This window comes from Curvibacter sp. AEP1-3 (assembly GCF_002163715.1).
Lineage (GTDB): Bacteria > Pseudomonadota > Gammaproteobacteria > Burkholderiales > Burkholderiaceae_C > Allorhodoferax.
In genome coordinates, this window is record NZ_CP015698.1 from 674,569 (window position 1) to 690,090 (window position 15,522).

General features: G+C 50.0%; 11 protein-coding genes. 5 read left to right on the top strand and 6 right to left on the bottom strand.

Going from position 1 to position 15,522, the window contains the following annotated elements; translation table 11 throughout:
* Positions 1 to 22: 22 nt before the first annotated feature.
* From AEP_RS03240 to AEP_RS03250, 3 genes are all read right to left on the bottom strand, one after another.
* The gene (locus tag AEP_RS03240; RefSeq protein WP_087494063.1) at positions 23 to 922 is read right to left on the bottom strand and encodes a hypothetical protein; all 900 of its coding nucleotides are present in this window, start codon (positions 920 to 922) and stop codon (positions 23 to 25) included.
* Between the two features lie 202 nt (positions 923 to 1,124).
* A complete protein-coding gene (locus AEP_RS03245; RefSeq protein WP_087494064.1) occupies positions 1,125 to 3,548 on the bottom strand; it encodes an ATP-binding cassette domain-containing protein in 2,424 nt (807 codons plus the stop codon).
* A 51-nt stretch (positions 3,549 to 3,599) separates the two neighbouring features.
* The gene (locus AEP_RS03250) at positions 3,600 to 5,012 is read right to left on the bottom strand and encodes a hypothetical protein (RefSeq protein ID WP_157673025.1); all 1,413 of its coding nucleotides are present in this window, start codon (positions 5,010 to 5,012) and stop codon (positions 3,600 to 3,602) included.
* 207 nt (positions 5,013 to 5,219) lie between these two features.
* Between AEP_RS03250 and AEP_RS03255 the strand changes: the two genes are divergently transcribed.
* Genes AEP_RS03255 through AEP_RS03265 form a run of 3 tightly spaced genes read left to right on the top strand, consistent with a single transcriptional unit; the run spans position 5,220 to position 10,478 of the window.
* Positions 5,220 to 8,345, top strand: a complete 3,126-nt coding sequence (locus tag AEP_RS03255; protein WP_087494066.1) for an AAA family ATPase — start codon at positions 5,220 to 5,222, stop codon at positions 8,343 to 8,345.
* Positions 8,345 to 9,997 (top strand): hypothetical protein, encoded by a 1,653-nt coding sequence (locus AEP_RS03260; RefSeq protein WP_087494067.1) that lies wholly within the window; start codon positions 8,345 to 8,347, stop codon positions 9,995 to 9,997. Before AEP_RS03255 ends, AEP_RS03260 begins: the two co-directional genes overlap by 1 nt.
* A gap of 34 nt (positions 9,998 to 10,031) precedes the next feature.
* On the top strand, positions 10,032 to 10,478 hold the full coding sequence (locus tag AEP_RS03265) for a hypothetical protein (protein ID WP_087494068.1): 447 nt from the start codon (positions 10,032 to 10,034) through the stop codon (positions 10,476 to 10,478).
* A 45-nt stretch (positions 10,479 to 10,523) separates the two neighbouring features.
* Here the strand turns inward: AEP_RS03265 and AEP_RS03270 are convergent, their stop codons facing one another.
* From AEP_RS03270 to AEP_RS03280, 3 genes are read right to left on the bottom strand one after another with little or no spacing between them, the layout of a single operon-like run.
* Positions 10,524 to 11,888 (bottom strand): caspase family protein, encoded by a 1,365-nt coding sequence (locus tag AEP_RS03270; protein WP_087494069.1) that lies wholly within the window; start codon positions 11,886 to 11,888, stop codon positions 10,524 to 10,526.
* Entirely contained in the window at positions 11,888 to 12,556 is a 669-nt protein-coding gene (locus tag AEP_RS03275; RefSeq protein ID WP_087494070.1) for a hypothetical protein, read from the bottom strand. The genes AEP_RS03270 and AEP_RS03275 overlap by 1 nt, the downstream gene beginning before the upstream one ends.
* Complete coding sequence (locus tag AEP_RS03280; protein ID WP_087494071.1) at positions 12,540 to 13,292, bottom strand: RNA polymerase sigma factor; 753 nt, start codon at positions 13,290 to 13,292, stop codon at positions 12,540 to 12,542. Before AEP_RS03280 ends, AEP_RS03275 begins: the two co-directional genes overlap by 17 nt.
* Here AEP_RS03280 and AEP_RS03285 point away from each other — a divergent pair.
* On the top strand, positions 13,291 to 14,616 hold the full coding sequence (locus AEP_RS03285; protein WP_157673027.1) for an AAA family ATPase: 1,326 nt from the start codon (positions 13,291 to 13,293) through the stop codon (positions 14,614 to 14,616). The genes AEP_RS03280 and AEP_RS03285 overlap by 2 nt on opposite strands.
* A 114-nt stretch (positions 14,617 to 14,730) precedes the next feature.
* Entirely contained in the window at positions 14,731 to 15,516 is a 786-nt protein-coding gene (locus AEP_RS03290) for a hypothetical protein (RefSeq protein WP_087494073.1), read from the top strand.
* The last annotated feature ends 6 nt before the right edge of the window (positions 15,517 to 15,522 follow it).

Below are 15,522 nucleotides of genomic sequence, written 5' to 3' on the forward strand. Positions count from 1 at the left end.
CGCATTTCACATGTTATGCATGTCATTCCGGCACTGTCTTAAAGTGCCCAGCCATACGCAGAGCCCAACGCAAGTGCTCGTTTAAAGTTTCAGTAACAACCATGCGCTCAAACACCGCCCCTTCTTGCGCAACAACTCGCGGGTTGATGCTGCCTGATAAAACTTTGTACATGTGGTCGTAATCAAAAGACTGATCGAATGCCTTACGGTCTTTGACAAAGTTGATGTACGCCAACCCGCAGCTTCCGATCAACGTCGCAAACGCCATCAGCGCACGAAATGCATCTGAACGAACTGCGGATACATCAAAAACACTCCAAATGCTTGAGCCAATCCCAATCAAAGCTACCAGGGTGAACGCGAGGTTAAAAATCGATATACCTTTTTTGCTGCGCACAATCTCCCTTGTCCCCGCCTTGAGGTAGTACTTGGTCTGCTCATCTACCCAGTCACTCCAAAAATCAGCACTAGGACCTAGTTTTTTCGCGACTCTACTTGACTGCGTACTCAGCAGCGCTTTTGATGCTCCACAAGCGACAGCAGATTCCTCAGCAACGAGATGCGTGCTCAGTCCTCGAGTTGAAACAATAAGGTCGAGCAAAAGTGGCTTGCTTCGAGCAGCGCCAATTACGCGCAAGGTTTCAGCCGTCAGCCTGCTGGAAACAAAGCGAAAGGTAGTCTTGCTTTTCCTAAGTCGATCCAAATACTGAATCATCAAAAAAACCGCAACTGGGCAAAGAGACTGCAGCGAGACGGTCCGAAGCAAGTAGGCAGATATAGCCAACAGAAGAATAAAAACTACGGTGATTTTCAGCGCAATATTTTGATCTCTGACCAAGTTCGCCTGCAACTCCATCGCCCTAGAGTCGGCGTCAGCAAAGTAGTCTTCGATACAATTGAACTGGTGAAAAGTGACAGTCATATCCAAAGTACTTAGTTACCCTAAATTTGTAAACCGACAATCAGCAATGAGAATTGGTACATGGGGGAGCGTTTACAGCGGAAACTTCTGCCAAATTGAAGTTCCCTGCATCCAACAGCATTATGAAATCATGAATTCCTATCGATGTTAAATCTGTGAGCGAGTTTTCCGCAGAAAAATTCAGTAATCCAACATTCAATCACTAATTACAAACGAACCAGCGAGGCTCTTTAGCTGACGGGGATGCTGTGTAAGCTTTAGTCAGGGCAATAACCGAGAACGGTACAAGTTGATCATCGCTCAAATCGCTCACAAAGCGAGCATCAAAGCCTGAGGGCCTTTGCAACTCTGAGGTCGAAAATGCCTTTTTGCCCGATGGAACCTCGAGGACCCAAAATACGTTTTTGCCTAAGGTGGTCCGATTCGATTTCAGAACAGTAAGTGTCGTCTCGAAGTTCGCAACGCTAGCACCACGTGTTTTGCAGTATTTAAAAGCCTCGACCCATGACATCGAAGTTGGGGAAACAATGTATCCCCATGGAATCTGTCCTTCATTTGCTGAGTCTGCGTGACTTATAGGCACAGTTCCTCGCTGATAGCCAAACAGAACAACTCCGCTCACCATCATCAAGACGATATAGCCTAGAGTGCTACCTGATCTATATCGCCCGCCTACCGCAACCCAACCCACAACAAGAGATCCCATGGCTATAAGAGCCAGCACAAGCGTATCTACACCATAGCTTTTGCCACGAAGAAAAGTCCAAACCCCAGGCTCTGAAACGCCCAGTGACTCCAAGGGTTTCGCTATCAGTCTGCGATCAGGCGCCGTGGACAAAAAGCCGCCAGGCTTGATGTGCCTTAAGCTCGCCAAGGAAGTGTTGATTTCTTTGCCTGCCATTCCACGCTCCACATCGAAATTGCTCCGCATAGCCAATTGATAAGCCCAACTGGCGGGCATCCATTTGGCAACAATGGGTTGTTTGGCCACATCACGTGTTTCCCATAAGTACAGACCTGCCCCCATGTCTTTGTAGGGCAAAAGTGCTCCGCCCAACACAATCTGCGGGAGCAATATCAAAGGCACGAGGTTGAAGGCTTTGGTTGGGGTGTCACACCAACTGGACAGCAGAAGTCCTATTGCTAGGCTCACGGCCATCACCAGAAGCAAAACGGCAAAGTTCACTAAAAACAAATGCTGTCCACCAGTCACACCCAATGCCACACCGGCCAACAAACCGACTTGGACAATCCCAAAACCCATCAAGGTCAAGAATTTGGTGCCGTAGTAAGCCCACATGCGCAAACCTCGCCCGGCCTCACGTTCCAAAATGGGTCTGTCTTTAATTACCTCTACCGCACTATTGACTAGTCCCAAGAACATGGTGCACACAATCAACATGAACAAAAGTTGCGGAAACAGAGTGTTGTTGGCAAAGGCATAGTCCATGCCCTCGGGACTTGCGCGAAAGACCGTCGCAAACAACCAACCTAAAAATGGCGGTGCCAGAAACGTGACCGCCATACTCATCTTGTCGCGCGACTTGACCAGGGCATGGCGCTGGAACAAAGCCAACAAATCCAACCAGGCCTGCCAAGGGCGCAACTTGCTCTTCCCAGCTACCCGCTGCATAGATTGATCTTCCGTCAGTGCGAAATCAGGAAACGCAGCGGAAAAAGCTTCAGCTTCCGTCGTCCAATCAGGTTTGCCGTTCGTGGGGTTGCGCTTTGCTTCGATCGCAGCCAACACGTTCTCAGGAAAGTAGTTGCCACATGCGTCGCACCCAAATTTGCAATGTGCAGCAGTAGTTTTTTGCTCTGCAATCCAGTTGCAAACGTCGTCACGACTGCCACTTCGAACACAATTTCCGCACCCATCCAAAATCAGCAGACGGTCAATTAGCTTAAAAATATCAGAGCTCGGTTGGTGGATGATGACCATTACGATCTTGCCGCTATCTGCGATACCACGCAGTTGCTGCAATAACTCCAGCGAGTCGTGGGATGAAAGGCCTGAAGTAGGTTCATCAATAATCAAAACATCCGGGTCATTGACCAACTCCATCGCAATGTTGGCGCGCTTGGCTTGGCCACCAGATATTCTGTTTTTGGTACCGCTCCCATCGCCAATGCGCTTACGTGTCAATCGCAAATCTGGGTTCTTTTCATTGAGGTCATCACGCAACCCCAAGGACTCCAGCGATTTCGCAATTCGCTCATCCAGCTCTTGATCCGAATAGGGGGTGTCAACCGCGATGCGGTGGAAATAACGAATGTTCTCCACCATCGAAAGTTCGTCTACCAGCACATCAGTTTGAGGGACCAAACCCACCCGATGGCTCATGCGCGCTAGGCCACCACTTGCGGATACATCCTCCCCGTTGATTCTGATTTCACCGGTAATATGTGGCGCGCGCCCCAATAGGCCGCGTAACAACGTTGATTTTCCGGCCCCACTTGGGCCCATGATTGCCAAAATTTCACCCTTGGCAACTTCAAAGCTGATGTGATTAGAAACGGGGGGTTTTGTGTCGTCATGCACATAGCGCACTGTCATGCCACGGCAATAGATATGCTCGATTTGAGGTGTATTGGCATCCGCGCTTACTGCTTGTGTTGTTCGCATTTTTCTCCCTTTTTTTGTTAGTTCAGTCCTAGTGAAACTACTTTAGGCCCATCAGGGTGGCCCTTGTACATAGATCCATTCACTAGTTTCCTGAATTGTTTCACGACCCAAGTCCACAAGTAGTTCTCTGCGCTCGTGTTCATGGTCGACATTGCTGAGCAGATGGATTGCTGAAGCAAAGGACTCTTGCATCCGCTCGTGCTGCGCGGCTCTACTTCCAAAACCCATGCTGCCGTTGAAGATAAGCAATAAGGTGCCACAAGACGCTGACATACCTAGTGCGAAACCCCGCCACATATCGACATATTGGTCGGCAGGAAGCGCAAACATCCAGATCGTAAAAGCACCACTGATGCCATACATACTCACAACTGCGCGTTTTAGGCACCTATGCAGACGACCGTTGCGCACAGCACTATCTGTGTGATATTCCAATTGCCCAATTAGCCATGGCGCAGCGCTGGCTTGAGTGAATTGATTGGCTCTGGACACAGGCAAGTGGAATGCTTTAATTGCCTCACGCACCCAAGATAAACGCCTCATATGCTTGTGCATAAAGAAGTCTGCCGGTGCAGCAGCGACACCTGCCTTGCGCCAGAAATACTGCACCCTCAAGCACTCCGCCAACACTCGATAGTCTGCGTATTGGTCCGTAGCCTCAAGTTGCCGAATCCACATATGGCCAGCCCCCAACATCATGAACCCCACGGCATAAACGTCTGCCATCGGCAAACCGGGGATCCACATGCCCATACACTGCATCACCAACAATCCGGCAAACCCCAGGCAAAGCATGATTCCGTGAGACCAAGTCACATGTGCCTGCCTCTTTCGCGACAGCGTATCCACGACCCTGAACGCTGTCACTAAGCGTTCTTCCATCAGGTCTTCAGGTATGTCTACGATGGATTTGGGATCACAATACGTGCCCAACCGCTGCGCTGCCGCATTCGCTTTGTCCAGCTCTTGCAACTGATGTTGCCATCTAGATAACGATTGTCCATGCGGGAATATGAGCAAGTCTGATAGCTGACATTCTTTCGGTAACTCGCCCTCTTCCATCAACACCACAGGCCCCGTCTCAGGTGCAAAGAATACCCCCCTGTTACCCCCAAGCTCCGGCGGAATACTGTGGATCCTGAAGTCCAAAGCCAATTTGGCCCGCCCTTCGCCTGAGTTGCTAGACAGTGCGAAGATAACGCTGCAGTGGCTACACAACCATGCAAGCCCTTGCCCTGCTGTGTCACCAGCGACTGACTCCACCTCAACCCCCAGAGCTCTCATTGCATCTACAAGCTCTTGTTCTTTTTCATTAGCACACAAAGAAACCAATATAGAACGCGAGTGAGGCACGTAGTGTTGCAATTGCAAAAGCAAGGTATGTAGCGCTTCTGTGCTCCTGGTTGCACCCAGGTCTACTTGTGCATCAACAACTAAACCGACCAAAATAGGCAAAAAAATCATGAAACGGGCAACAGAGAGCGAAAAAATGTCGGCAAATGGGCGTTGACTTTAACCCATCGTTTTGTGCAGCTGGACTTAGTTCGTAGGCACATTGCCCTCGTGTACTTCCTCACGCTCCGCTCTCATTTTTGATGATAAAGTGCGTCAAAAAATATTGGGAGGAATGGTGCAGGGGTTGCACGCGCCTCCCGTTTACGCCCTGCTCCAATGACCACTACTTACCAAGACGTTCTGAAGGTTGCGAAGTACATTGCCCAGTACTCCAAGCGGAAGGAAATATCAGAAGACGATCTTTCGCTAGCAAGTTGCTTCTTCACTTTTAGTTTGGCCGGTGGCACATCGTCTGACGTAGCTCATGGAAATTTGGGGCAACTAGAAAATCTGGTTAGTTTTGGTCCAGCGGTGCTATTGGCCTACCCACTAATGCCATCCCTGCCACTCACGGAAGAAGCAAAAAAACTCCGCGACGCATTCAAGAAGTCCACGGGTTGGAAGTTCAAATCTTCAATTGATCCCACCACCGACCAGGTGAAAGCGCTTCGCGCATTGCTAATGAGGGACTGGCCAAAGGTATTGGAAGGCTTTAAGCCTGAAGATCTTGAAAAGGCAAAACAATATGCATTGGAGTTTGAGCGTGCGATACCTGGCGCTCTCAAGAGCGGAAGAAATTCGGAAGAAGTGAAGCATGTCTCGGCTGCTCCATTGACAAACGAAACCGCAGACCCTCCTGAGCAAACGGCTTCTGCGCCTACAAGTGAATCTACGATTTCAAGCTATCCGAACGTCTTTGAACGCGAAGACGGAGTCAGTCAAATTGAAATTGCGCTTAGAAAGAATGTGCGCGACCAAGATGCTGCGGTAGATGAACTGATAAAGGAACTGCGTCTACGCGAGTGGGGATTGGCAGACGAATCTCGACCACCAGTTTTCTTATTCGTTGGGCCGGCAGGCACCGGCAAAACTCTCACAGCGCAAACACTTGCCAACACTGAACGCTGGCGCGATAAATGCCTCACTCTCAACATGGCAAGCATGCGCAGTCGAAACGAAGGATTTGCTCTAACCGGACTGCGGCATGGCTACGAGTCTGCAGGGCCTGGACGATTGACTCAATTCGTTCGTAAACATCCCGACGCATTGATTCTTTTGGAGAACTTTACAGACGCTCACCCCTCAGTCCAAGATTTGTTGATTCCCCTATTGACTGAGGGTCAACTCATCGACGAATACGGTTTTGGCGACGACGCGAAACGCGGCAATCCAGACAAACGTGTGGTGTCTTTCTCAAGAGCCACCGTAGTACTGACAACACGCGCTGGCGAAAGTGTTTACAAAGCAGCAAGCTACCGCAAACGTCTTGCAACAGATCGGCAGGGGGTCATCGCAGAGCTGTTGTCAAATCTGGAAACAGACCAGCGTTCAGCCGAAAGCTCAGACACTACGGACAACTCTAGGAGCGACGACCAAACCAGTGCACTGCAAAAGCACCTAGGCGGATGCTGTTTGCTTCCCTTCCAGACACTTGGGCTGAAAACCCTCCAAACGTTGGCGCAGGAGGCAACAGAAAACCTGCAACGACAGTTGAAGAGTGTAAAAAAAGATATTGACTTGAACTTTCCGGGGCATAGCCTGGAAGAAATTGCCATGGCACTTGCTTTGTCGCAGGGGCCAGTGATTCAGGCGATTGAAGTAAAGCAAGCCGCAAGCAGGCTTCTCGCCCCCGCCATACTCTCTGCACTTGGGCGTGAAGGCACTAAAAAGATAGAACTGTCCGTAAATGAGAGCGGCCAGAAACAACTTGGATTTTGGAGCGCGGACCTGGAAGCACAGCAAGCGAATTTGTTTCGTCGTAGTGAACGCTTGGAATTCCGCGTAGATCAACTTGACCATCCAAGTGAAAACGGCACACGATGTCTGATTCTGTCCCATTTGGTGCTTGTTCGTGTACCAATCAGCAGGGACCAGAACGGTGACGGTGGCATTAGTCTGGAGGTTCCCGATATTCGGTTTGACAGGATTTCTGGCCATGAGCATGTGAAATCGCGCCTGAAAGAAGTACTTGATTTGGTCCGTCCTAATGCGGTCAATACAACTAAACCGAGGCCTCCCAAGGGTATGCTTTTGTACGGTCGTCCTGGCACAGGCAAAACTATGCTCGCAAAAGCGCTGGCCTGCGAAGCTGAGCTGCCGTTCATTGCAGTAACAGGCCCCCAGTTGATGAATATGCGTACGCTACGCAAAGTCTTCCGACTAGCCCGTCAATATGCGCCAAGTTTGGTATTCATTGACGAGATTGACGCACTAGGTGTGCGCGGTAAAGGTGGCCAAGAAACCTATATCAATCAGTTGCTTGCGGAAATGGACGGATTTGTAGAGTCGCGTGATGGTCATGTTTTTGTTGTGGCAGCAACCAACTTTCCACAAAATGTCGACCCCGCATTGACTCGATCTGGACGCCTCGACTTACATATGGAAGTACCCGTGCTAGATAAACCCGCGCGGATGCACTTTTTAAGCAAACTCAAGAAAATTGTAATGCTTGATGGACTTGCCCTTGAGGAGTTGGCCAGTCTCACCGCAGGCATGAGTGGTGCAGATTTGGAAAAATTTGTGCGCGAGGCAGAATTGCTCAATTTCCGTCGGTCAAATTTTGAGCTGAAAAGCGCAGACTTACGGGAACTACTAAACGTCATTAAACATGGCGCGCGCCTTACCGCATCAAGCCATCTATTGAAAGAGCAACTAGAGGCTACCGCTTACCACGAAGCTGGACATGCGGTTGTGTCATTCGTTTTGAATCCAAACGTACGTATACAGCAAGTAACCATCGTACCCCGTGGCGAGGCACTTGGATTTACTGCCTATGACCCCGAGTCATTACAGCGCCATAGTTTCAATCGCAAAGAGGTTATGGACCTGATTTGCGTGGCTCTTGCCGGGCGAATTGCGGAAAGTAAGCAGTTTCCTGGTCCAACAGCCTTAGCCGACCATGGCGTAACTATGGGAGGAGCAGACTCTGGCGCCTCAAGTGACCTCCGTCGTGCAACCGACTTGGCTTGGCAAGCCATTACCCAATGGGGCTTGGAAGAAGAGTTTGGATGGATGTCGATGAGCGCAGTTGAAAACCCACCTGAGATATGGAGAGCTAGGGCAGCTAATTTAGTTGAGCAATGGCTGCGTGAAGCTGAAATTGCGACAAAGCAACTCATTCAACAAGAATGGAGCACTATTCAGGAGTTGGCACATGAACTCCTTGCACAAGAAGTACTTTTCGAGGCTGATTTGAATAAGTTTCGGAATACTCAAACCGGCGAAATCGGTGGGAGCTTGTAATGGCAGAAAGCAACTCAGATGAATTGATAGCCATTTGGGATAAAAAAATTGACGGCACACGTCGAATACTCTTCTACCGGGCGTCCTCCGAAGGCGAACGAGAGGATTACCGCAGACGAATAGAGGACTATCGCAGAGGAAAAATCATTGATCGAGATCTGTCGAAAAATTTAAACCTCGAACTAGACAGGGTCAGCAAAACCAAAGAAAAAGTTGAAAAAAATCACGGCAACAGTATTGCATCAATATCTGGGTCTGGGGACAACCCACCCGGAGACAACGATACACCATCTCCACCAGATGCGCCCTATCAGACTACAAAGAAACCGATACTACGTGACGAAAATCATGAGGCATATGAATACTCTAGCCATATAAATAGTGCTCCACTGGAAGTAGTCAGCGAATCAAAGTTTATTATTACAAACGACAAGCAATTTGCACAAAGAACCATTAATGGCAAAACCAGTATATACACAAAAACCGCAACGGAAATTAGCTTCTACACACGCTATATCACAAAGCGTTTCAAGATAAGTACTTCAAATTTAGAAATAGACCACTCAATTGGTCAAGATACAAACTCAGGTGCCTCACTATCGGACGCGGAACTTGCGATCATAAGCCGGGTACTCTTGCTTGAAAAGTTAAGCCTTTCGAGAAAAACTCTCAAGAAAGCCCTAGAGATATATTCAAACACGATAGAGGTATCAGAGTCAGACCCGAATACTGATCGAGTACAAGCACAACTCTTGCCCACCAAGGCTTCAAACTTTACTCATCTAGCCGCAGTATTTCGAAAATTAATATTCAACCAACGCAGTGCTCTTCAATTTTTCGGTGGCGTGTCGGTTGTCATGGGATCAGCATATCTTTTTTGGTTAATTTGGAAAGATTTAACCCCCATTAATCCATTGATATACAACTCAGTAGATTCCGGCTTTTCGACTTTACAACCAATCTTTCTTTTGGCTGCAACGTTCTGGATAATCTGTTTATTGCTTGTCGTGATAAACCCTCAAACCCACCAGACACGACGTGATGAAAACGCCCACGAAATGCTCAACCAAACGCTTGATCGGATCAAGTCACATCTAACACAAATGAATTTATCGGTTGCGGCACTCAATATAAGTATTGATGGTAAGTCAATTAATGCCCATGTAGATGAATCTTGGTTACGTGAATTAGACTGCAAACTAAAGGTAAAAGATTCTTTAGTTTCAGTTGAAAAGGTTATCCTGGCGCGACAGCGTGATGTTGGCAGCAAAGCTGAAGAAGTCAGAGAAAACAAAGAAAAAGCCCGTAGTGCTGTAACTTCTTCTATTAGCAGTGTTGGCGCCGGCTTCCTAACTTATGAATTAGGAGGCGCAATAAAGAACTTCACCTTACTCAAAGCAGATAAGCTCCACCCGGCTGTGGTTGAAGATTGTAAAGTACAAAGCAATGTGATGAATGAAGGAATTATCTCAACTCAACATTCTGAGAATTCGCTCTGCATCGATGGAAAATTGATTCACACTGAGCTTTTAGACCTAAACAACAAATACCGTGAACCCGAACTTTATGCAGAAGCCACTTTACTTACAATTACATTTATCGTCAGCATAATCGCGGCATTTATTGGATGGCGTAAATCCGTATCTGAATAACTGATTTTATCAACTTCAATTACCAAAGGTAGATATGACTATAGACGCAGAAAAACTCGCAAATTTGTATGTAAAGGTACTAGACGATATTGGACTAAAGTCAGAGATCGATGGTGACAATGATGTAGTGTTTAGGTACCCGGAAATGGGGACTCTCTATTTTTCTTTGGACTCAAATGATCCAGAATTCATGCGGTTGGTGTTTCCAAATTTTGCCGACCAAGATTTAACTGGTGGCGACTTACCCAAGTTACTATCCTTAATTAATGAGGTTAATCGCAAGAACAAAGCTGTCAAGTTGTATGTAAGGAGCGGTGACGATGGAGAGTCCAACGTATCTGCGGCGATTGAGTGTTTTGTAGCAGGGCATCAGGAAGCACCTACACAAGACCACTTGAATGCAATCTTCAAGCGCTGTATGAATGCCATGCGTGCCGGCATTCAGACCCTAGTGAAAACTTCTCAAGAAGACTCATTCTAGGAAAATGGAATCAAGTAGCGTCAAAGCACCATTGGGTTGATGAGTTTACGGGCGCGCTTCGATAACAGATGAAATCGCCTTAATCAGCGCTTCTGCTCCCTCTCCTGCCTCTAGGCCAATCTGCGCAAGGTCAAGCTGAGCTCTTGGGTAACGTACCTCGGCTGCTTGACCGAGCAAAGTCTTGGCCTTATCCACATCGCGCGCCAAACCGTGTCCAACGAAATACATCTCAGCCAACTCCACCTGCGCCACCGCAAAGCCGGCATTTGCAGCTTGCTGTAGCCACTTGACAGCTTTTGTGTTGTTGGCGCCATACCTTAGGACTTGTTGGTTCTTGGAAATTGTGGACTTGTGGATGCCCTCTCGCCAAACCAGACCCAGCGTGGTTTGGGCAACTACATTGCCAGCGACAGCTTTTCGCTCCAACGCTGGAAGCTCATCGTAAGTAAGGCGCTTGACCCTTTGTTGAATCTCCCAGTCTAGCTCTGTCCACTCCCGCTCTGTGAGCTCTTTATGCCATGCGGGGACGGCCTTTGGAACCGTACCGCGTGATTTGCCTTCGTTGGCAACCGCTGCCTGTTGAGATAGACCTTGCCCAGGAACCACCGTTATGTGCCTAGGGGGCAAAAAGTAATAGTCCTCTGCCAAGGAAGAGGCAACCCAAGGAATTTGATCGTCGTAGGTGGCCTTACGAACCTGCTCCCCTACGCGGACAAAAGTTTCATGCAATGTCTGATCAGGCTGCAAGAGATTGGCAGCCAACGCTTTCGCATATGTGCTGTTACTACCCACACCGTCTGGTGCCTGCTGGTTTGGCGAGGTCGAAAAAGCTACAAAGGTACCGCGAGGGGCCTTTACAGCTGCTAGGCCTAAATTTGCCCCTCCTCGATATCGCACGGCAGGTGTAGGTTGATACGGGTTGTTACGACATGCATCCAACACAACAACATTCACCGAAGCTTTGGAAGCAGAAATTTTCTCAAGATATGAAGCCAAGGGCACGGCACGAATGGCTACCGCTTGCTCAGAAGTCAAGGGCATGTCTGTTGGAATGAGATAGCTCTCCCCACCGACTTGCATACCATGCCCGGCGTAGTAAATAAATGTCGTGGCACCTGCAGGCACACTTGCTGCAAAGTCGCTCGCGGCACGTTGCATATCGACCCGGCCAAGGTTAGTGTGCCGCGTGATGGCGAACCCAAGCTTACGCAGGCTTTGGGCAATCAAATCGATGTCGTTGATCGGGTTTTTCAGGCTGTACCGGTCTTGTTGGTAGGCAGCATTGCCAATCAACAGGGCCACTTTGGGCACGGTGTTGCCCTGCTGTGCAATTGGAGCCGCAGCGCACGCGCTGAATGCAATACACAGCAGTGCTAGCACCAAGCACCGCATGATGTTAAGAAGGGACATCAAGGTACGCAACTCTCAGTTTTGCTGGCCGGTACAAGCTGCACTGATTCCAACATCGGGTTATTCAGCGCCACCGCTTGAGCTGCCTCAGGTGTAAGCACTGAGGGCACTGCTACCCATATATATCCGTTTTCGCTAGGGCCATTGCGCAGCATCCAGCCCTGTGTGCGCAATAACACCACCACGTCTTGCCATGCAAGCTCCGGTTTAAAGGTGATGCGTAGCAACGGCTCTGCTTGGCAGGTTTGAGTAACACCGCGCATAGGCGCTGTGGCCGTGCCCCCAAGCAAGGCAGCAATCACAGCGAGTTGCCCCAACAAGGTTGCTGCACCTGCGCCTACCCAAGCTGCGGGGACCTGCCATGGCGTTGCAAGAGCTTGGCGCGCACGCCCCATACAGCTAGCCCGCTGCCGCCGTGCTTGCCAGCGGACGTAAAGGCCTTCCATATGCTCGGTCTCAGATATCGGTGCCTCAACAGCATCCACCGCTGCTTGGATATGTTGCGCCCAAAGGCGCTCGGCTTGCACTGCCGTTTGCATCTCTGGGTGCAAAGACACCTGCTGCTGGAACCACACCAATTCCTCACCGGCCAAGGTTCCGTTGACAAAAAACGGCAGCAGTTCCTGAAAACGAATCTGATCGCTACTAGCGTTAGATGCTTTTGCCATAGCGCCCCCCGTAAATCCACTTGCGGACACATTGATATAGAGATGCTCGCGCGGTGCTCATGCGAGATTTGATGGTGCCTATCGGGCAACCCAAACCTGCAGCAACCTCTGCCAGAGAAGCGTCGCCCCAATAGATCATGAGCAAGGGCAAGCGCTGCTCTGTAGGGAGCTTACGGATGCAATAAGAGAGCGCTTCTTGGTCTTGTTGCATTTCCAGCTTGAACGCAGCGTCTGCATCCTCTGTCGCCAGTTCTTCTTTTACGTCTTCATCAGCCCCTCCCTCGTCTGCATCCGCTTTGAATTTGCGAAAGTAATCCACCGAGGTATTGCGGGCCACTTGACAGAGCCAGGTAAAGAAATGCGCTTGACCTGAATCTTTGAACGAAGCCGTGCCATCGAGCACTTTCAGAAAAACCTCATTGGCGATTTCTTCCGCGAGACGCTCGGGTCCCAAGTGGTAAGCAAAGCGATACAGAGGCTTGTAGTAAGTGCGGTACAGCTCTTGAAACGCATCGCGTTCACCACGTGCCACGCCGCTTAGCAAGGCTTTTAGCTTGTTGGGGTCTGGGTGATTCATATGCGTTAACGCGCATTTTGCCATCCGGCCAGCAAATAAATCGAACCAATGCAGCACTTGCCGCGATAGACAAGTAAGAGCACAAAAAGGACAAGCTATGCAACCCGCTGCCCCATCAGGTTTGGAATTCGAATTCAGCGTCTCAGATTTGAAGCGCATGGATTTCACATTGCCCTACGCCACACTTAATGCGACCGATCGTCTGGCACTGGCGGCGCTACTGCTACAAGCGGAGTGCCCGCCAACGGTACGTGCGCAGTACTTCATCAGTTTTCGGAGTCAACTAAAAGACGCCGCCAAGAGGATGGACTGGGATGCAATGGCCAAGGCGCGCGCTGGTACGGCGAGTTCTAACCGCAAGCGCGTCAAAGCTTACTCCACCGCACTTTTCCGGCTTCTAGAACAAATTGACATGGCACTGATGCGGGAAATGGCGGCTGATTTGAAGCTTTCGACCCTATCAGAGGAGCTGGCTATTGGTGAAGACGCGAAAGAAGTTTGTGCATCAATGGATCAAGCTGGTGAGCGGTGGTACGACGCCACTACTTGGCAAGCTGCCTTTGATGAAGCCAATGCCGGCAAGTCGGACGAAGCTCGTGAATGGAAACGGGCACTGCAAAGCCTGAAAGACGCCGGTACCCACAAGCCATATGCGGCCCTGCCGGATCTGATTGCACTTGACGCACTGAAGACTCGCCACCCTAACTTTGCCGAAGTGATTGAGTTCATTGGGACTCAGCTGGCAATGGCGAAGCGGAAAAAAATTGGGGCTTTTCGGGTTCCACCCGTGCTGCTGGAGGGTGCACCCGGCGTGGGTAAAAGTCACTTTGCCAGCGCCTTGGCAGACGTGTTGGGCACAACGGTACACACAGTAAATGTAGCTAGCCAATCAGCAGGCTTTGTGCTGTCCGGTCTGCATAGGAGCTGGAGCAACGGCTGCATGGGCGAAGTTGCCACTTGCTTGAAGCGAAGCCAAACCCTCTCCCCTGTTTTTTTCCTAGATGAGCTAGACAAAGCCGGGCGTGAAGGGAAAAGTGATCCCTTAGGGCCACTATATGCCTTACTCGAAAAGAACAGCGCTGCGCGCTTTGTGGACGAGTATTTAAACGTCGGCATTAACGCTTCATTCATTAGCTGGGTTGCCGCTGTGAACGACACCAGCAATCTGCCAGCGCCACTGTTGAGCCGATTCACACGCTTTGCTATCGCGGCGCCAACGTCAGACGACATGCTGCAGATGGCGAAGTCTCGTTACCAGCAGATGCGCTCCAACTGGACTGAGCTCCCAGAGTCCATGCCTAAGGAATGGCTCGGAGCTTTGGCGCACCTTACGCCGCGTGCCATGGGCCAGCGCTTGGAACGCGCATTAGGCCTTGCTGCCATTCGCGCGGAAAGGACTAATTCCTGTTGCGTGCTTCTCAATGCAGACGACATCTACATCGAAACCTCAACAAAGCCGCGCATGGGTTTCCTCGCCGGCTGACTTCCTCAAACATCAATGACAAGGAGGCTTTTCCGCCCAAAAGAAACGAGTCCCTATAGCCCATTCACCAACATCATTTATCAATAAAGGTCACACATGCCACGTGGAAAAGTAATGCGCGATACGAATGCCGGGCCCGGCATCGTTTTTGTCAATGGAGAGCAAAAAGAGTTTTTGCTTGAACAGCACTGGAAGTCAGGCGTCCCACCTAAGGTAGGCGCAACAGTAGAGATTCAATTTACCCCCCAAGGTGAACTATTGAGTCTTTCTTTGGTGGACGAAGCAGAAATTGCAAGGGAGCAAGCCCAGAAGGCTGCTGCAGCAGCAACATCATTCGCACAAAAGCACGGTCGTTCATTGGTGGCACGGGTAGGTGCGCCGACCCTGGGTGCCATGGGTCTTCTGGCGATTGCCTGGCTCTATCTGGCTACGGTGCACGTACGCATCTCTGCCGACTTTGGGCAGAGTGCAACGTTTTACGAAATTCTCAAGCTCGCCAATGCAGGAGGCGACCTCGAAGCCTTGGCCTCCGTCAAGCATGGCAGCGCGGGGATTTACGGCCTCTTCATGTGGGCGGCCCTGTTGGCACCGTTGGCAACACACTTCCACACCAACAAGCATTTGGCATGGGGCTATTGCGCCCCACTTGTATTCATGGTGTCGGTGGGCTTGAGTGTCTACTTTGAAGTCAAACAGCAGTTCTCCGCGAGCCAAAACGCAATGGGTGCGTTGTTTGGAGGGAAGCCTTCACGAATGATGGCGGACATGGCCAATGAGATGTTGACGATTGCTTTGAAAGCAATCTCACTTGGAATGGGCTTTTACCTGGCTCTCCTCGTGGCTGTAGTACTGGCCGCAATTGGCGTGAAGAAAGTGCTGGTCTCCAGCTACAACGTTTAAGGATTC